General features: G+C 49.1%; 17 protein-coding genes. 11 read left to right on the plus strand and 6 right to left on the minus strand.

Annotation, left to right across the window (positions count from 1 at the left end; genetic code table 11):
• The first annotated feature begins 9 nt into the window (after window positions 1-9).
• From OMQ46_RS07145 to OMQ46_RS07195, 11 genes are all read left to right on the plus strand, one after another.
• Window positions 10-654 carry a response regulator transcription factor gene (locus tag OMQ46_RS07145; RefSeq protein WP_266236070.1) on the plus strand — a complete coding sequence of 215 codons (645 nt, stop codon included), beginning with the start codon at window positions 10-12 and terminating at the stop codon, window positions 652-654.
• A 243-nt stretch (window positions 655-897) separates the two neighbouring features.
• On the plus strand, window positions 898-2,781 hold the full coding sequence (locus tag OMQ46_RS07150) for a methanol/ethanol family PQQ-dependent dehydrogenase (protein WP_266236071.1): 1,884 nt from the start codon (window positions 898-900) through the stop codon (window positions 2,779-2,781).
• A gap of 96 nt (window positions 2,782-2,877) precedes the next feature.
• Window positions 2,878-3,720, plus strand: coding sequence for a methanol oxidation system protein MoxJ (moxJ, locus tag OMQ46_RS07155; protein ID WP_266236072.1), 843 nt, complete (start codon window positions 2,878-2,880; stop codon window positions 3,718-3,720).
• A 31-nt stretch (window positions 3,721-3,751) separates the two neighbouring features.
• Window positions 3,752-4,330: a cytochrome c(L), periplasmic gene (gene moxG, locus OMQ46_RS07160; protein ID WP_266236073.1), complete on the plus strand. Its 579-nt coding sequence runs from the start codon at window positions 3,752-3,754 to the stop codon at window positions 4,328-4,330.
• Window positions 4,331-4,410: 80 nt separating this feature from the next.
• Window positions 4,411-4,683, plus strand: coding sequence for a methanol dehydrogenase (locus tag OMQ46_RS07165; protein WP_266236074.1), 273 nt, complete (start codon window positions 4,411-4,413; stop codon window positions 4,681-4,683).
• Window positions 4,684-4,787: 104 nt separating this feature from the next.
• Complete coding sequence (locus OMQ46_RS07170; RefSeq protein ID WP_266236075.1) at window positions 4,788-5,789, plus strand: AAA family ATPase; 1,002 nt, start codon at window positions 4,788-4,790, stop codon at window positions 5,787-5,789.
• Entirely contained in the window at window positions 5,786-6,595 is an 810-nt protein-coding gene (locus tag OMQ46_RS07175; RefSeq protein WP_266236076.1) for a hypothetical protein, read from the plus strand. The genes OMQ46_RS07170 and OMQ46_RS07175 overlap by 4 nt, the downstream gene beginning before the upstream one ends.
• A gap of 10 nt (window positions 6,596-6,605) precedes the next feature.
• On the plus strand, window positions 6,606-7,544 hold the full coding sequence (locus OMQ46_RS07180) for a hypothetical protein (protein ID WP_266236077.1): 939 nt from the start codon (window positions 6,606-6,608) through the stop codon (window positions 7,542-7,544).
• Window positions 7,541-8,521, plus strand: coding sequence for a vWA domain-containing protein (locus OMQ46_RS07185; protein WP_266236078.1), 981 nt, complete (start codon window positions 7,541-7,543; stop codon window positions 8,519-8,521). Before OMQ46_RS07180 ends, OMQ46_RS07185 begins: the two co-directional genes overlap by 4 nt.
• Complete coding sequence (locus tag OMQ46_RS07190; RefSeq protein WP_266236079.1) at window positions 8,518-9,087, plus strand: MxaK protein; 570 nt, start codon at window positions 8,518-8,520, stop codon at window positions 9,085-9,087. The genes OMQ46_RS07185 and OMQ46_RS07190 overlap by 4 nt, the downstream gene beginning before the upstream one ends.
• Before the next feature lie 9 nt (window positions 9,088-9,096).
• Complete coding sequence (locus OMQ46_RS07195) at window positions 9,097-10,074, plus strand: vWA domain-containing protein (RefSeq protein ID WP_266236080.1); 978 nt, start codon at window positions 9,097-9,099, stop codon at window positions 10,072-10,074.
• Here OMQ46_RS07195 and OMQ46_RS07200 read toward each other — a convergent pair whose 3' ends face one another.
• The 6 genes from OMQ46_RS07200 to yecR form a co-directional block, all read right to left on the minus strand.
• Entirely contained in the window at window positions 10,075-10,503 is a 429-nt protein-coding gene (locus OMQ46_RS07200; RefSeq protein WP_266236081.1) for a hypothetical protein, read from the minus strand.
• A 13-nt stretch (window positions 10,504-10,516) separates the two neighbouring features.
• Entirely contained in the window at window positions 10,517-11,113 is a 597-nt protein-coding gene (locus OMQ46_RS07205; protein ID WP_266236082.1) for a hypothetical protein, read from the minus strand.
• Window positions 11,114-11,309: 196 nt separating this feature from the next.
• Window positions 11,310-12,563, minus strand: coding sequence for an ammonium transporter (locus OMQ46_RS07210; RefSeq protein ID WP_266236083.1), 1,254 nt, complete (start codon window positions 12,561-12,563; stop codon window positions 11,310-11,312).
• Window positions 12,564-12,574: 11 nt separating this feature from the next.
• Complete coding sequence (locus OMQ46_RS07215) at window positions 12,575-12,913, minus strand: P-II family nitrogen regulator (protein WP_266236084.1); 339 nt, start codon at window positions 12,911-12,913, stop codon at window positions 12,575-12,577.
• Between the two features lie 189 nt (window positions 12,914-13,102).
• Window positions 13,103-13,681, minus strand: a complete 579-nt coding sequence (locus OMQ46_RS07220; RefSeq protein ID WP_266236085.1) for a uracil-DNA glycosylase family protein — start codon at window positions 13,679-13,681, stop codon at window positions 13,103-13,105.
• Between the two features lie 39 nt (window positions 13,682-13,720).
• Window positions 13,721-14,011 (minus strand): YecR family lipoprotein, encoded by a 291-nt coding sequence (gene yecR / locus OMQ46_RS07225; protein WP_266236086.1) that lies wholly within the window; start codon window positions 14,009-14,011, stop codon window positions 13,721-13,723.
• Window positions 14,012-14,039: the final 28 nt, after the last annotated feature.

Consider the following 14,039-nt stretch of genomic DNA (forward strand, 5'->3'; position numbering starts at 1 on the left):
AGACACTTCATGCAAACTACCACGATATTACTGATCGATGATCACACCATACTCAGGGAGGGCTACCAGCAGTTGCTCGAGTCTGCCGGCTTTAAAGTTGTCGCCCAGGCCAGTAACTCAGAAGAGGGCTACCGGCAGTTTCTCAACCTTGAACCGGATATCTGCATCATTGATATCAGCATGCCCGGGGCCGGCGGGCTGGAATGCATTCGTCGTATCACGGCACGTAACCCCAAAGCCAAAATCCTTGTCTGCACCATGCATGATGATTCCACGCTGGCAATCCGGGCAATGGATATGGGTGCAAGAGGCTACATCACCAAGTCCTGCTCTTCATCGGTGCTGATTGAAGCGGTAAGAACCATCGTTAATAAAGGCCATTACCTCAGTACTGAAATAGCCCGTGCCATTGCGATGGACAAACTGGTTCATGCCAACCACAAGCTGGATGCCTTGTCACATCAGGAATTTGCTGTGTTCCGGATGGTGGCGGAGGGCAAAAGTATCAACGACATGGCAGAAAGCCTGGCACTGGCGCCAAAAACCGTCTCCAACTATAAAACAAATATGATGCGGAAACTGGGAACCAGCAATCTCGCCGAGATAATTTTTCTCGCTCAAAAAACCGGTGTTCTGCATACACCACCCGCTTAGGCAAACCTTATTACATCAGTCGTCACTGGGTCATCATCATCGGCCCAGTCATCCCTTTGACTGACAGCAGCATATTCATCTCTGTTTTTGGGACTTCTTCCCTTAGTCTTTCAGGCTCCTCTCTCTATCCCCCTCAATTCAAAAAAAAGCACTATGGTCGACGTGCTTACGCGCCGTCTCCTGTATTCGGCATAGCACCAAAAAGTCAGCATCAGCTGACACTCAAAACAAATAGGAGGATATATGAGAGAAACGCATCTGAACCGATGGTCCAAGCTCGGTACTGCGCTTGCTGTTTCATCAGCTCTGGGCCTCGTGTCCGGTGCTGCGATGGCAAACCAGAAATTGGTTGAACTGCAGCAGCAAAACGAAAACTGGGTCATGCAGGGTAAGGACTTCTCTGGTACTCACTACAGCACGCAAACCCAAATCAACAAAAAGAACGTCAACCGCCTGCGTCCATCATGGTCGTTCTCAACCGGCGTTCTGAATGGTCATGAGGGGTCGCCGCTGGTTGTAAACGGTACCATGTACATTCACACACCGTTCCCGAACAACACTTTTGCCGTTGACCTGGATGAGCCAGGTGTTATCAAGTGGGAACACAAACCAAAACAGGATCCTGCTGCCCGTGCAGTGGCATGTTGTGACGTAGTTAACCGTGGTCTGGCTTATTGGCCTGGTGACGACAAAACACCAGCCATGATTGTTAAAAGCCAACTGGATGGTCACGTTGTCGCGCTGAATGCTGAAACCGGTGAAGTTCACTGGAAAGTGGAAAATGCTGACATCAGCGTTGGTCAAACTGAAACTGCAGCACCATTCGTTGCCAAAGACCTGGTTATCCAGGGTTCTTCAGGTGCCGAGCTGGGTGTTCGTGGTTATGTCACAGCCTATGACATTCACACTGGTGAAATGGCATGGCGCTGGTATGCCACTGGTCCTGACAGCGACATTGGTCTGGATAAAAGCTTCAACAGCGAAAATCCACACTACGGTCAAAAAGGCCTGGGTACTGCAACCTGGGAAGACAACGCCTGGAAAATCGGTGGTGGTACAAACTGGGGTTGGTATGCCTATGACCCTGATCTGAACATGTTCTACTATGGTTCAGGTAACCCAGCACCGTGGAATGAAACCATGCGTCCTGGTGACAACAAATGGACTATGACCATCTGGGGTCGTGATCTGGACACCGGTCTGGCGAAATTCGGTTATCAGAAAACGCCTCACGACGAGTGGGACTACGCTGGTGTTAACGTCATGATGCTTTCTGAACAGAAAGATAAAAATGGCAAAATGCGTAAACTGCTGACTCACCCTGACCGTAACGGTATCGTTTATACCCTGGATCGTGAAACCGGTGATCTGGTTTCTGCGAACAAAATGGACGACACCGCTAACTGGGTGAAAAAAGTCGACCTGGAAACGGGTCTGCCAATTCGTGACCCTGAGTATAGCACCCGCATGGGCCACCGTTCACGTGACATCTGCCCGTCAGCCATGGGTTTCCACAACCAAGGTTTCGACTCATATGATCCTGAACGTGAACTGTTCTACCTCGGCCTGAACCACCTGTGTATGGATTGGGAGCCATTCATGCTGCCATACCGTGCCGGTCAGTTCTTCGTTGGTGCGAACGTATGGTCTTACCCTGGTCCTAAAGGTGACCGCCAAAATGGTATCGGCTCTGGCCAAGTCAAAGCCTACAATGCCATCACTGGTGATTTCGCCTGGGAAAAAATGGAGAAATTCTCTGTTTGGGGCGGCACCATGGCAACCAAAGGCGGCTTGGTATTCTACGGCACCCTCGATGGCTTCATCAAAGCACGTGATGCTGACAACGGTGAACTGCTGTGGAAATTCAAACTGCCTTCAGGCGCTATCGGTCACCCTATGACCTACACACATAACGGTACGCAATACGTTGCGATCAACTATGGTGTCGGTGGTTGGCCTGCAGTTGGCCTGGTGTTTGACCTGAATGATCCATCAGCCGGTCTGGGTGCTGTAGGCGCCTTTAAAGAACTGGCGAAAAATACCCAAATGGGTGGTGGTGTCATGGTCTTTGCACTTGATGGTAAGAGCCCATATGACGATCTGAGCCTGGGTGAATATGAAATGTAAGCCTACCGCTTACAACACTCACTAAAGCTTAATCGTTGTAAAAAACAGGCCGGCAGTCATCTGGCTGCCGGCCTTCCATCAAAGGGTAAAAGCACCATGAAAATGAACGTTCAAAGCAGCAACACATTCAAAGCCATCTTCGGTTTGCTGATTGGCACCAGCTTCATGATCAGCACTAGTGCCAGTGCCAGCACTGAAACGCTTCGCGTCTGCGCTGCCGCAGATGAAATGCCTTACTCCAATAAAAATGGTGAAGGTTTCGAAGTCAAAATTGCGGAAATTCTGGCTGATGAAATGGATCGGGATCTGGAAATGGTCTGGTCTGATAAAGCAGCTATTTTCCTGGTGACCGAAAAGCTGCTCAAAAATGAATGTGATGTTGTTATGGGTGTGGATAAGGACGACCCACGCGTTGCAACCAGTAATCCTTACTACAAATCCGGATACGCATTCATCTATCCCGCAAATAAAGATTTGGATATCTCATCCTGGAAAAGCAAAGACCTGCAAGCTATGAGCAAATTTGCTGTCGTTCCAGGTAGCCCTTCTGAAGTCATGCTCCGTGAAATTGACAAATATGAAGGCAACTTCAACTACATGATGTCGCTCATTGGTTTCAAGTCCAGACGCAACCAGTATGTGCGTTATGAACCTGACTTACTGATTTCCGAGGTGACCTCCGGAAAAGCTGATATTGCTCATATCTGGGCACCGGAAGCGGCACGCTACGTCAAATCAGCTTCAGTGCCATTAACCATGGTTGTTTCTGAAGAAATTGCTGAAACCGGTGACGGTGAAGGTGTGCTTCAACACTATGAACAGTCAGTCGCTGTTCGCACTGAAGATAAAGACTTATTGACTGAGATCAACACAGCCCTGAAAGAGGCTGACTCAAAAATTAAAGCTGTCCTCAAAGAAGAAGGCGTTCCCCTTCTGTAAGGCTGGGCATACAACAGGAAAGATTTAAGACATGACTGATACAACACGCTTACCGAAAAAAACCCGTAGCACTATTGCGATATTGCTGGCTTCTGTAGTGACTGTTTCTCTGATTCCAGTGGCACAGTCGCAACTGATGTTCCGCCACACCATCACAGGTGACGTGCTGGATTTTTCATTCGGTAAAAAAGGTGAAGAAACTGAGGCCGTTAAGCATTTCAAAAATACCGGTGAAAACCTCTACAACAAAGATGAAGAAGCGATTCACACTGGTGAAAGTCTTTTCATGACTGCATGTTCAGGCTGCCACGGCCACTATGCGGAAGGCAAACTCGGTCCGGCATTGGGTGATGACTATTATACCTACCCCAAAAATGCCACCGATAAGGGCCTGTTCGAAACAATTTACGGTGGTGCCCGGAGCATGATGGGGCCGCAGTATAACAACCTGACCATTGATGAGATGTTGCAGATCATGGCCTGGATTCGCAGTGTCTATTGGGGCTCTGCGGAAAAAGCGGACTGGTTAACGGAAGAAGAAAAAGAAAACTTCACCCCAGCCCCAGTCCCCGCTGATTATGAAGAAGCACTCAAAAACTTCAAAAAATGATTTAAAAAATTAATGGGTGATGTGTTGTCACCCCGACAACACATCAATTCATTATGTCGTCGCAATAAAAGGAGAGAAAAATGAAACTTAAAACAATCGCAGTCACATGTTCTGCTCTGATGATGCTGTCAGGCGGAACCGCTGTAATGGCTTATGATGGTACTAACTGTAAAGCCCCTGGCAATTGCTGGGAAGCAAAACCTGGCTTCCCTGACAAAATCAAGGGTTCTAAATACGATCCTAAGCACAGCGAAAAAGAAATGAACAAACAGCAAGATGCGCTGAATGCCATGGAGAAACGCAATGCTGAACGTGTTGCCAACTTCAAAGAAACTGGTAAGTGGGAATATTAATCTATTCTCTCGCCCGGATGACCGGCCTCTTGTAGGCCGGTCTTTCTTTTTATAAAGCCCGGTAAAGCGCTATGAACCAAGCCGATAATACAAATGTGCCCACTATGTCAGAATGGCACGATCTGATCCAGAAAACTGAAAACAGCATCAACCAGACCATTCTGGGACAGGAGACGGTGGTCAGGCAGATGATGATTGCCACACTGTCACGTGGCCATATCCTGCTTGAAGGCGATGTCGGTGTTGGCAAAACTACTCTGCTAAAGACCGTAGCAGAAACCCTTGGGGGTAGCTTTGAGCGCATCGAAGGCACCATCGACCTGATGCCCCACGATCTGGTCTATTACACCTATATCGCTGAAAATGGCAAACCCGGTGTCAGTTCTGGTCCGGTGCTTAAACATGGCGATGCGCTCTCGATTTTCTTTTTCAATGAGATCAACCGTGCAAGGCCTCAGGTGCATTCACTGTTGTTGCGGATTATGGCTGAGCGCAGTGTACATGCCTTCAACCAAACGCATCATTTCCCACATTTACAGGTCTTTGCAGACCGAAATCGTATTGAAAAAGATGAAACATTTGAGTTACCGGCCGCGGCGCGCGATCGCTTTATGATGGAGTTGCATGTCGAACAACCCAAGGCCGAAGCACAGATCAAGGATTTGATGTTTAACCCGCGTTTTCATGATGCTGATAAATTAGTCGACACTACTGAGAAAGCGATTCTTCCCTACCAACAGTTGAATACGGTTGCGGCTCAGATTCAGGATCATGTGAAAGCCAGCACCGCACTGCAGGATTATGGTTTCCATCTCTGTCGTGCTCTGCGCGAGCCGGCCGAATACGGTATTCAAATCACTGATGTTGAAGTCAACAAATTGATCAAAGGTGGTATGGGACCGCGTGGCATCAGCTATCTGGCACGTGGTGCAAGGGTTAACGCTTGGTTGAATGAGCGTGAAGCGATTATTCCTGAAGATTTTCATGTGATCATAAAACAGATCGCAAAACACCGGATTTTCCTGAACCCGGTCTATGACTATAACCGGGATCAGATCGTTGACGCCCTGATTGAGGCTGCGCTGAATACTGTCGCCTCACCATGAGCCAGGTGTTCGATTACAAAACCGCCACGATGGTCAGTAGCTTGATGCCAGGTGGGCACAAAAGTCGTCAGCGGGGTCCTGGCTCGGACTTCTATCGTAAAACCCATTTTCTTGATGAACCGGAACCAGCGCGGATAGATCTGAATGCGAGTTTGACCGATCCTTTTGAAAACCTGCATGTCCGCAGTTATCGGCAACGAAGCAAACTGGATGTATTAGTGCTCATTGATGGCTCTTCATCAATGATTTATGGCGATAAAATCAGTCTGGTAACCAAAGTCTTCGACAGCATCTGTCAATCTGTAGCCGCTGCGGGTGATGAGATGACAGCTTATTTATTGACTGACGAAATACACGCTTTAACAGACGTCAATAGTTTGCAGACCGCTTTCGATGGTGTGGGCCCGGAAGATAATCGGGCCGATGCCTACACTGAAATTCAACGTGTTCTGCCAAGCCGACAATCATTGATTTTTTTGATCTCGGATTTTCACTGGCCCGAGTGGCAATTACATGCCATGTTAACGGCCCTGTCATCGCATACAGTCGTTCCCGTCATTAGCTGGCAAAGTCGCGAATATAGTGATTATCCGCTCTGGCGCTTTGTAGAAATGACCGATCTTGAGACCGGGAAAAGCACGCTGGTGTTTGTCACACCAAATCAACGACAGTTGATCAGGGCGCGCTATCAGCAGCGACAAGCCTATCTGAATAGCCAGTGCAGGGCCTTTAACCAGCGACCTTTCTGGCTGGTGGATCAATATGAGGCGACCCAGATGAGTCGTTTTTTCGCAGCTCAGTACTGAGGCAGAAATCATGAAACTCCGTTATTTCATTATCATGTTTTTACTGTGGTTCGCCGGCCCACATTCTGTCTGGGCTCAGGAGCTGATAGCGCCGGCAACATTACTGCAACAAGATCAAGGCCGTAGCTACGGGATAATGGTCGGCGATATGATCCATCATCGTTTTCTGGTTGAAGTTAAAGCCCCATTCAGCGTCATTCAGTCTTCACTGCCACAACCTGGGGAGCTGACTTACTGGCTTGAGCTACGGGATGTTTCCGTTTCAACCAAAGAATCTGATGACACAACCTTGTATCTTATCGATCTCAAGTATCAGACATTCTATGCACCGCTGGATGTCAGGAGTTTGAATATTCCTGCCATCACACTGGACTTTTCTGCCGGGGAAAAGCGTGCACAACTGCGACTACCGGACTGGGATTTTACAATGTCGCCGATTAAGGAAATCACGCCCAGTGGTGTCGGTAATGAGAATGATGTCGCTGCTTTTATGAAAGCAGCGATTGCACCCAGAAATCACGCCCTGGGCGAACTCAAACAGCGCGCAGTCGTGTTGACCCTGTCTGCCGCGGTGACCGTTATTCTTCTATTATGGATCAATGGGCTTCTTCCCAAACTGGGTCAGTCACCTTTTACTTATGCAGCGAAACAAATTCGGCGTCACAAACGTGGTGGACTGAAATCTAACGATGATTACCTTGCCTGTCTACAGGCCGTGCACCAGGCGATTAACCGGCGTGCCCGGACAACCGTCTTTGCCAGCCAACTGGATGATTTTCTGATTCAATTTCCCCAGTTTGGTGGCCTGCATCATGAACTCAGCCATTTTTTTCAACAATCAAGAGCAGCCTTCTTTCTGGATATGCAGCCCGGTGAGTCGCTGATTCAGGATTGTCTTAATCTATGCCGGCAGATGGCGGCAGCGGACAAGGTTAGTGCCGTTAAATGAGTCTGGCTTTCTCACATCCCTGGCTTTTACTATTACTGCCTCTCAGCTTGTTGCCCTTCGCTTCAAGCCTGTTTGAGCGTCGTGCCTGTGCCAGTGCCCAGCTTGTCGCGCTTAACCCGATCACAGTATGGCTAAACCGTATAATACATGCCACTGCCGTCATCAGTATCGCCAGCCTGATTGTTGGTATCGCCGGATTACACATCCTGGAACAGACGGTCACCCGCACCGGTAATGGTGCCCATATTGTCTTCGTGCTGGACCGCAGTGCGAGCATGAATGAAACCTTTGGTGGTAAAACACCGGATGAGAACGAGCAATCCAAAGCACAGGCTGCACGTCGGCTGTTGTCAGAGTTTGTCAGCAATCGTCCACACGACCTGTTCGGTGTTGCCGGCTTCAGCACGCAACCGTTTTATATCAGCCCTTTGACCGAACATAAATCGGCAATTCAGGCAGCGATAAACAGCATGGAAACTCCCGGCCTGGCCTTCACCAATGTAGCAAAAGGGCTGGGTATGGGCTTGAGTTACTTCAAGGATCAACCCCACACCGGCTCACGCGTTATCGTGCTGGTGTCCGATGGAGCCGCTTCACTTGACCACCGTGCCCAGAAGACCCTGCGCGAGTGGTTCGAACGTTACCGTGTCAGTCTCTACTGGTTTTTCTTACGGACCGAGAACGGTCTCGGCATCTACAGTGAACCAGGTACACCACAGGATGATAACCCGAGGGTGATGCCCGAACGCCACCTGCACAAGTTTTTTAACACTTTATCCGTGCCCTATCATGCCTATGAGGTTGATACCGTGGAATCGCTCCAGGCGTCTATCGCTGAGTTGGATGAACTGGAAAGCCTGCCACTGATCTATGAAGAGAAAATCCCACGGCAAAGCCTTTCAATCTGGTTATACAGTCTGTCACTGTTTGGCATGCTTCTTCTAATCACGGTCAAACTGCTGGAGAAAAAATCATGATTCTGCGGCGTGTCTATATACGCTCTCTGCTGATATTCATTTTAATCACATTGGTGGCGCTTCTTTCCATAACACTGGTCGAGCAGCAACGTCTAAGCGGGGTTAATCAGATGCTACAGCAACTCAAAACGGGGCGTTTTATAAAGGCTGATGAAGTGGACTTAAGCCAGCCTGAAAACCAGTTCGCCTATGCCTGGCATCTGCATCAGCAAGGTTTGTTCGAAGAGGCTGTGGATGCTTACGGACGAGCGGAACGTGCCGTGGCACCGGATTTTGTCAAGGTGGTGCATTACAATATGGGCAACCTCTATCTAGAGCAGGCCATAGAAGTCGCCGAACAGATGGGAATCGACCGTGCCACAGCACTGGCTGATGTTGCTAAAGATCTATTCCGAACAGCGTTAAAGCAAGATCCGGACTTCTGGGTCGCAAAGTATAATCTGGAAGCCGCACAGCGTCTTTCTCGTGACCTGCCTCTGGGCGATCTACAGGAATCAGAAGCGGCCGAGGAAAGTTCAGAAGAACTATGGTCAGCGATGCCCGGCTTTCCACTGGGTCTGCCCTAGGAGTTTTGTATGGCTCGTCTAGTCAGCCTGATTGCCGCCGCCCTCTTCACCCTGTTGGCCTTGTTCTTGCCGCCTTTGCCATTTCCGGTTAAGACCTATGATTACGTTTTTATGCTGGATATTACCCGCAGCATGAACGTCCAGGATTACAGTGATGTTGATGGTGGCGCCATGAGCCGACTCGAACGGAGTAAAGACGCCATGCTGGCAGCGGCACGTAGTCTGCCCTGCGGCTCGCGTATTGGCCTTGGGGTTTTTACTGAGCGCAGTCCTGCCTTGCTCTATTCTCCCATTGATGTCTGCATTGACTATCCGGTATTACAAGCGAGTATTAACGAACTTGACTGGCGCATGGCCTGGGTCGCTGACAGTAACATCAGCCAGGCGCTTTACAACACGCTGGAACTGATGCAAGGCAGAGTGCTGGAAGGAAGTAAACTGGTGTTTTTCACCGATGGCCATGAGGCGCCTCCGGTCAACCCTCGCTATGCACCCGACTACAGCTACATCGAGATGTTACAGGACAAGCCTGAAGGCTGGCGAAGCGGTATCATCATCGGTGTTGGGCAGCACAGTAAAAGTAAAATCCCTAAATATGATGAAGATGGTAAACAGATCGGCTTTTATACTGCTGAAGATGTACCGCATGCGAGTCGTTTTGGCTTGCCTGAAGATCCCAGTAAGATTGAAGGTTATATTCCCCGTAATGGTCCCTGGGGTACCGCGAAAGTCGTTGGCACAGAACATCTATCCAACGTCCATGAGGACTACCTGAAAAAACTGGGGGAACAGGCAAAAATGCAATACCACCATCTGCAGGATGATGCGGGTCTGTCACAGGTTCTCAAGCATGAAGCCTTTGCCGATCGTCAGGTTCAGCCAACACGCTTGAATGTGATTGCTGCTTTATTGGCATTACTACTGATGGTTTTCTGCTACCATCCTTTCCGACCCAAGTGGCCCCAGTACCCGAGCGCAGTCAAATAGCTACTCAATCTGTTCGGCACAAAGGCTGGGTAGCACCGCGACGGCCAGATCGATCTGGAATGTATCTTGTTTGTGTTCTTTGAGAAAAAACTGTTGCACCCGATAAGCTTCGCGCTCCAGCTCAATTCTGCTCTCACAGGAATTATCTGATTGCGCCATAATTCCGTTCTTATGCTGCAGAAAGTGAACCATCTCATGCAAAACGAAGCCTCTGGCACCATGGTCTGAATCCAGCGCCATGCGTTTATCATAAAAAATAGTTTCGGTATCAAGGTCATAATATGCAACGGCGGTACAGTAATCGCTATCGCAAACCGTTTCTGTGAGGCTGTCATGCGCCACCGCAGAGAGATTAGGCAGCGTGCCGGGGTCATGGTAACCAGTCAGTGTGACAGCCCAGACAAACAGACTCTGAATTAATGCATCCATCTGGCTTACCTCCCTAAATCAGCTCAAACAGCCGCTGCATGGCTTCATCATGAGCTATTTGCTGTTGTCTCAGATTGCTGTAATTGGCTGTAAGCTCGCCGAAAACATAGGTGCCCTCAACCGTAGGAAGATAATTAGCAAAATCGACAAGTAGCCGGTCCTGGTCGGCCTCTATCCCCTTATCAGCCAGTTGTCTGGTCACCTGCACCAGCCTGTTGGTAACCACTCTTTTATCTTCATGAACATGCAAGAGCAATTTATCCAGTTTTTGCTGATAGTAAACGAGGTCCCTGGCTGGGTCATGTCCTGGCTTCTTTTGATAAAGTGACAGTAACCAAACTTCGGGCGGTGTCGGATCTGCAACAGACAGCATCTCTTTGGGCTTTTCTGTCGGCATGCCCGCCTGCAGTTTTTCAGGAACAGGAGCTACCGCCGTGTAGTCCTGCCGTTCACTGAAACTCTCTTGTGTGAACTCTTCATCGCCACAGGCACTGACAGCAAAAACCAGCGAAGCAGCAACAACATATTTAAATAGATATGCGAACATAGTTTCACCTCCTGAGACCAGAATTTGCCTCTGGACGTGAAATTGCTGTGCATAAAAAATCATGACATAAAAAATTTCCCCTTTATTTTCATAAACATAGGAACATACCCGGTTCTACACAGCTATTAACGGGATATTCTCATATAGATATCAAGGACACTATCCATGCTAGCGACGTCGATTCGAATCTATAGGTCTCGATATGGCGCAAAGAAAAACGCCGACTTAAGCCGGCGTTTTCTGTAGTTTAAGTCTGAATTTATTTTTCAGGCGTGAATTCAGGATAGGCATTCATACCACATTCATTGATATCCATACCTTCCATTTCTTCTTCCTCACTGACGCGCAGTTTAATGATTTTATTAATCACCGTCAGCACGATAAAGGAAACCCCGAACATCCAGGCAAAGGTAGCCAGCGTTCCTATCAACTGACCGCTGAACGTGGCTGCCGGATTGGTGAACATTACGGCAAAAATACCCCAAATACCGGCTGTACCATGCACCGAAATCGCACCGACCGGATCGTCGATTTTGAGCTTGTCCAGACCGACAACGGACAGGACCACAACCAGGCCACCGACCAGACCAATCAATGAAGCCACACCGGCACTTGGCATCAGCGGCTCTGCTGTGATTGCAACCAGACCCGCCAGCGCACCATTGATTGTCATGGTCAGGTCCGTTTTACCGAACATAAACCGTGACAGCAACGCTGCAGCCACCATACCGGCTGCCGCAGCAGCATTGGTGTTGACAAAGATCTTCGCTACGGCATTGGCTTCATCAACATTGGCGATTTTCAGCTCAGAGCCACCATTGAAACCGAACCAGCCCATCCAAAGGATAAACATACCCAATGTCGCCATCGGTAGATTGGCACCCGGAATAGCGTTAACTTCGCCGTTTTTGCCATATTTTCCTTTGCGCGGGCCAATAATCAACACAGCGGCCAGTGCAGCAGCGGCACCCGCCATATGTACAACAACAGAGCCGGCAAAATCCTGGAAGCCAAGTTGATCCAGGAAGCCACCACCCCATTTCCAGTACCCTTCTACTGGATAAATGAAGCCAACCATAAAGACGGCAAAGATCAGGAATGGCCACAAGCGCATTCTTTCTGCAACCGCACCGGAGACAATCGACATGGTTGCAGCAGCAAACACGGCCTGGAAGATAAAGTCGGCCATACTGGAATAGTATGGTGCACCCTCACCACCAGCCGTCACAGCTTCAACGGTATTATCACTCCCCAACAGAAAATCAATGCCGGGGATCACTGAACTGACCGGATCGCCCGGATACATGACGTTGTAGCCTACCAATAGATAGACAATACAGGCCACACCGTAGAGCAGGGCATTTTTATTAAGAATCTCAACCGTATTTTTACTACGGACCAGACCGGATTCCAGCATTGCAAAGCCGGCGGCCATCCACATGACTAATGCGGTACACATCAGGAAATAAAATGTATCCAGCGCGTAACTTACTTCAATTACCATGGTATCCATTACGTTCTCCCTTAAATCGCTTCAACACCGGTTTCACCGGTCCTGATTCGAATGACCGAATCCAGACTGGCCACAAAAATCTTGCCATCACCGACCTGTCCGGTACGGGCCTGAGTCGCAATGATCTCAGTCACCTCATCCACCTGACTGTCATCAACGGCAAGTTCGAGTTGAATCTTGGGCTGGAAAGCAATGTTGTATTCCGCACCACGATAGAGCGCGGGATGGCCTTTCTGGCGGCCAAATCCCCTTACTTCCCCCACGGTCATCCCGTTGACGCCGGCTTCTTGCAATGCCGATCGCACCACTTCCAGGGCGTGGGGGCGAATAATGGCTGTCACTATTTTCATTATTGGCTCCTGTTGCTAAATAGGAAAATTAATTTACCCCGGAGAATCAATGAAATAGTTATGCCACCTGTTTTTTCTCTATTATTATCAGTAGCTTGGAGAATATAAAGCCCTCAGGTCTAGCGAAAAAGCGAACCGAATCAGTGCACTGGGTTTGGTTAGCGCGCCAATATGGCGCAGCAAGCCATATTATTTGAGTGCTTCAGCAACACGCGCTCTGAGCAATGGCAAAACCTCGTGCTCGAACCACGGATTTTGTCTTAACCAGCCCTGGTTGCGTGGGCTGGGGTGAGGTAAGGGTAAATAATCAGGCCAATAGCGCAACCCGTTTTTGACCGTATCGCTCACTGAGCCATTAAAGTCTGGCAGATAATAAGCCATAGCATAACGGCCAATCACAAGCCTCAACTCGATGTGTCCTAACTCGTTCAAAAGGCGCTTGTGCCAGGTTTGAGCACATTCAGGCCTTGGCGGCAGATCACCATTTTTCCCTGTTCCTAGAAAACAGAATCCCATCGGCAGGATGGCAATGTTGTTTGCATCATAAAACTGGGTCTTATTGAGCCCCATCCAGTCCCTTAGTCTGTCGCCGCTGGCATCTGCAAACGGAATACCCTGTTCATGCGCTTTTCGGCCTGGCGCTTGTCCAGCAATCAGAATGCGGGCTTGCTTGTTGAACTGCAGAATTGGCCTGGGCTCAAGCGGGAGCTTATGTTGACAGAGCCTGCATGTGAGTACATGAGAGAGTAGAGAAGACGGGGTCAGCATTGCAACAGGGTAACGCGACCTTATCCAATAGAATCAGTGTCACTCATCGTGACACTGGTATTGCTGCTCAACGCGGTGGTAAAAGCACTCGTACCAGCCTGTGTAACGATCACAGAATTGTTTTTCTTCACCCAGCTTTTCAGCCACACTAAAACCGCGCGCATGGCACATGTCCATCGCCTGGAGCTCGGCTTTTTCACGATCCAGGGGCTGCTGCTCTGTCCCGGTATAAAACTGTTTGACCGTAATAACCGACTCATTGGCAAGCTTTGCTTCGGCTACCGCCGTGAGACTGAACGCTATGACGACAATAGATAAAAATGATTTCATTGCGGTTTCCTGCAGTTTGATGGAACAG

This window comes from Methylophaga sp. OBS1 (assembly GCF_026319365.1).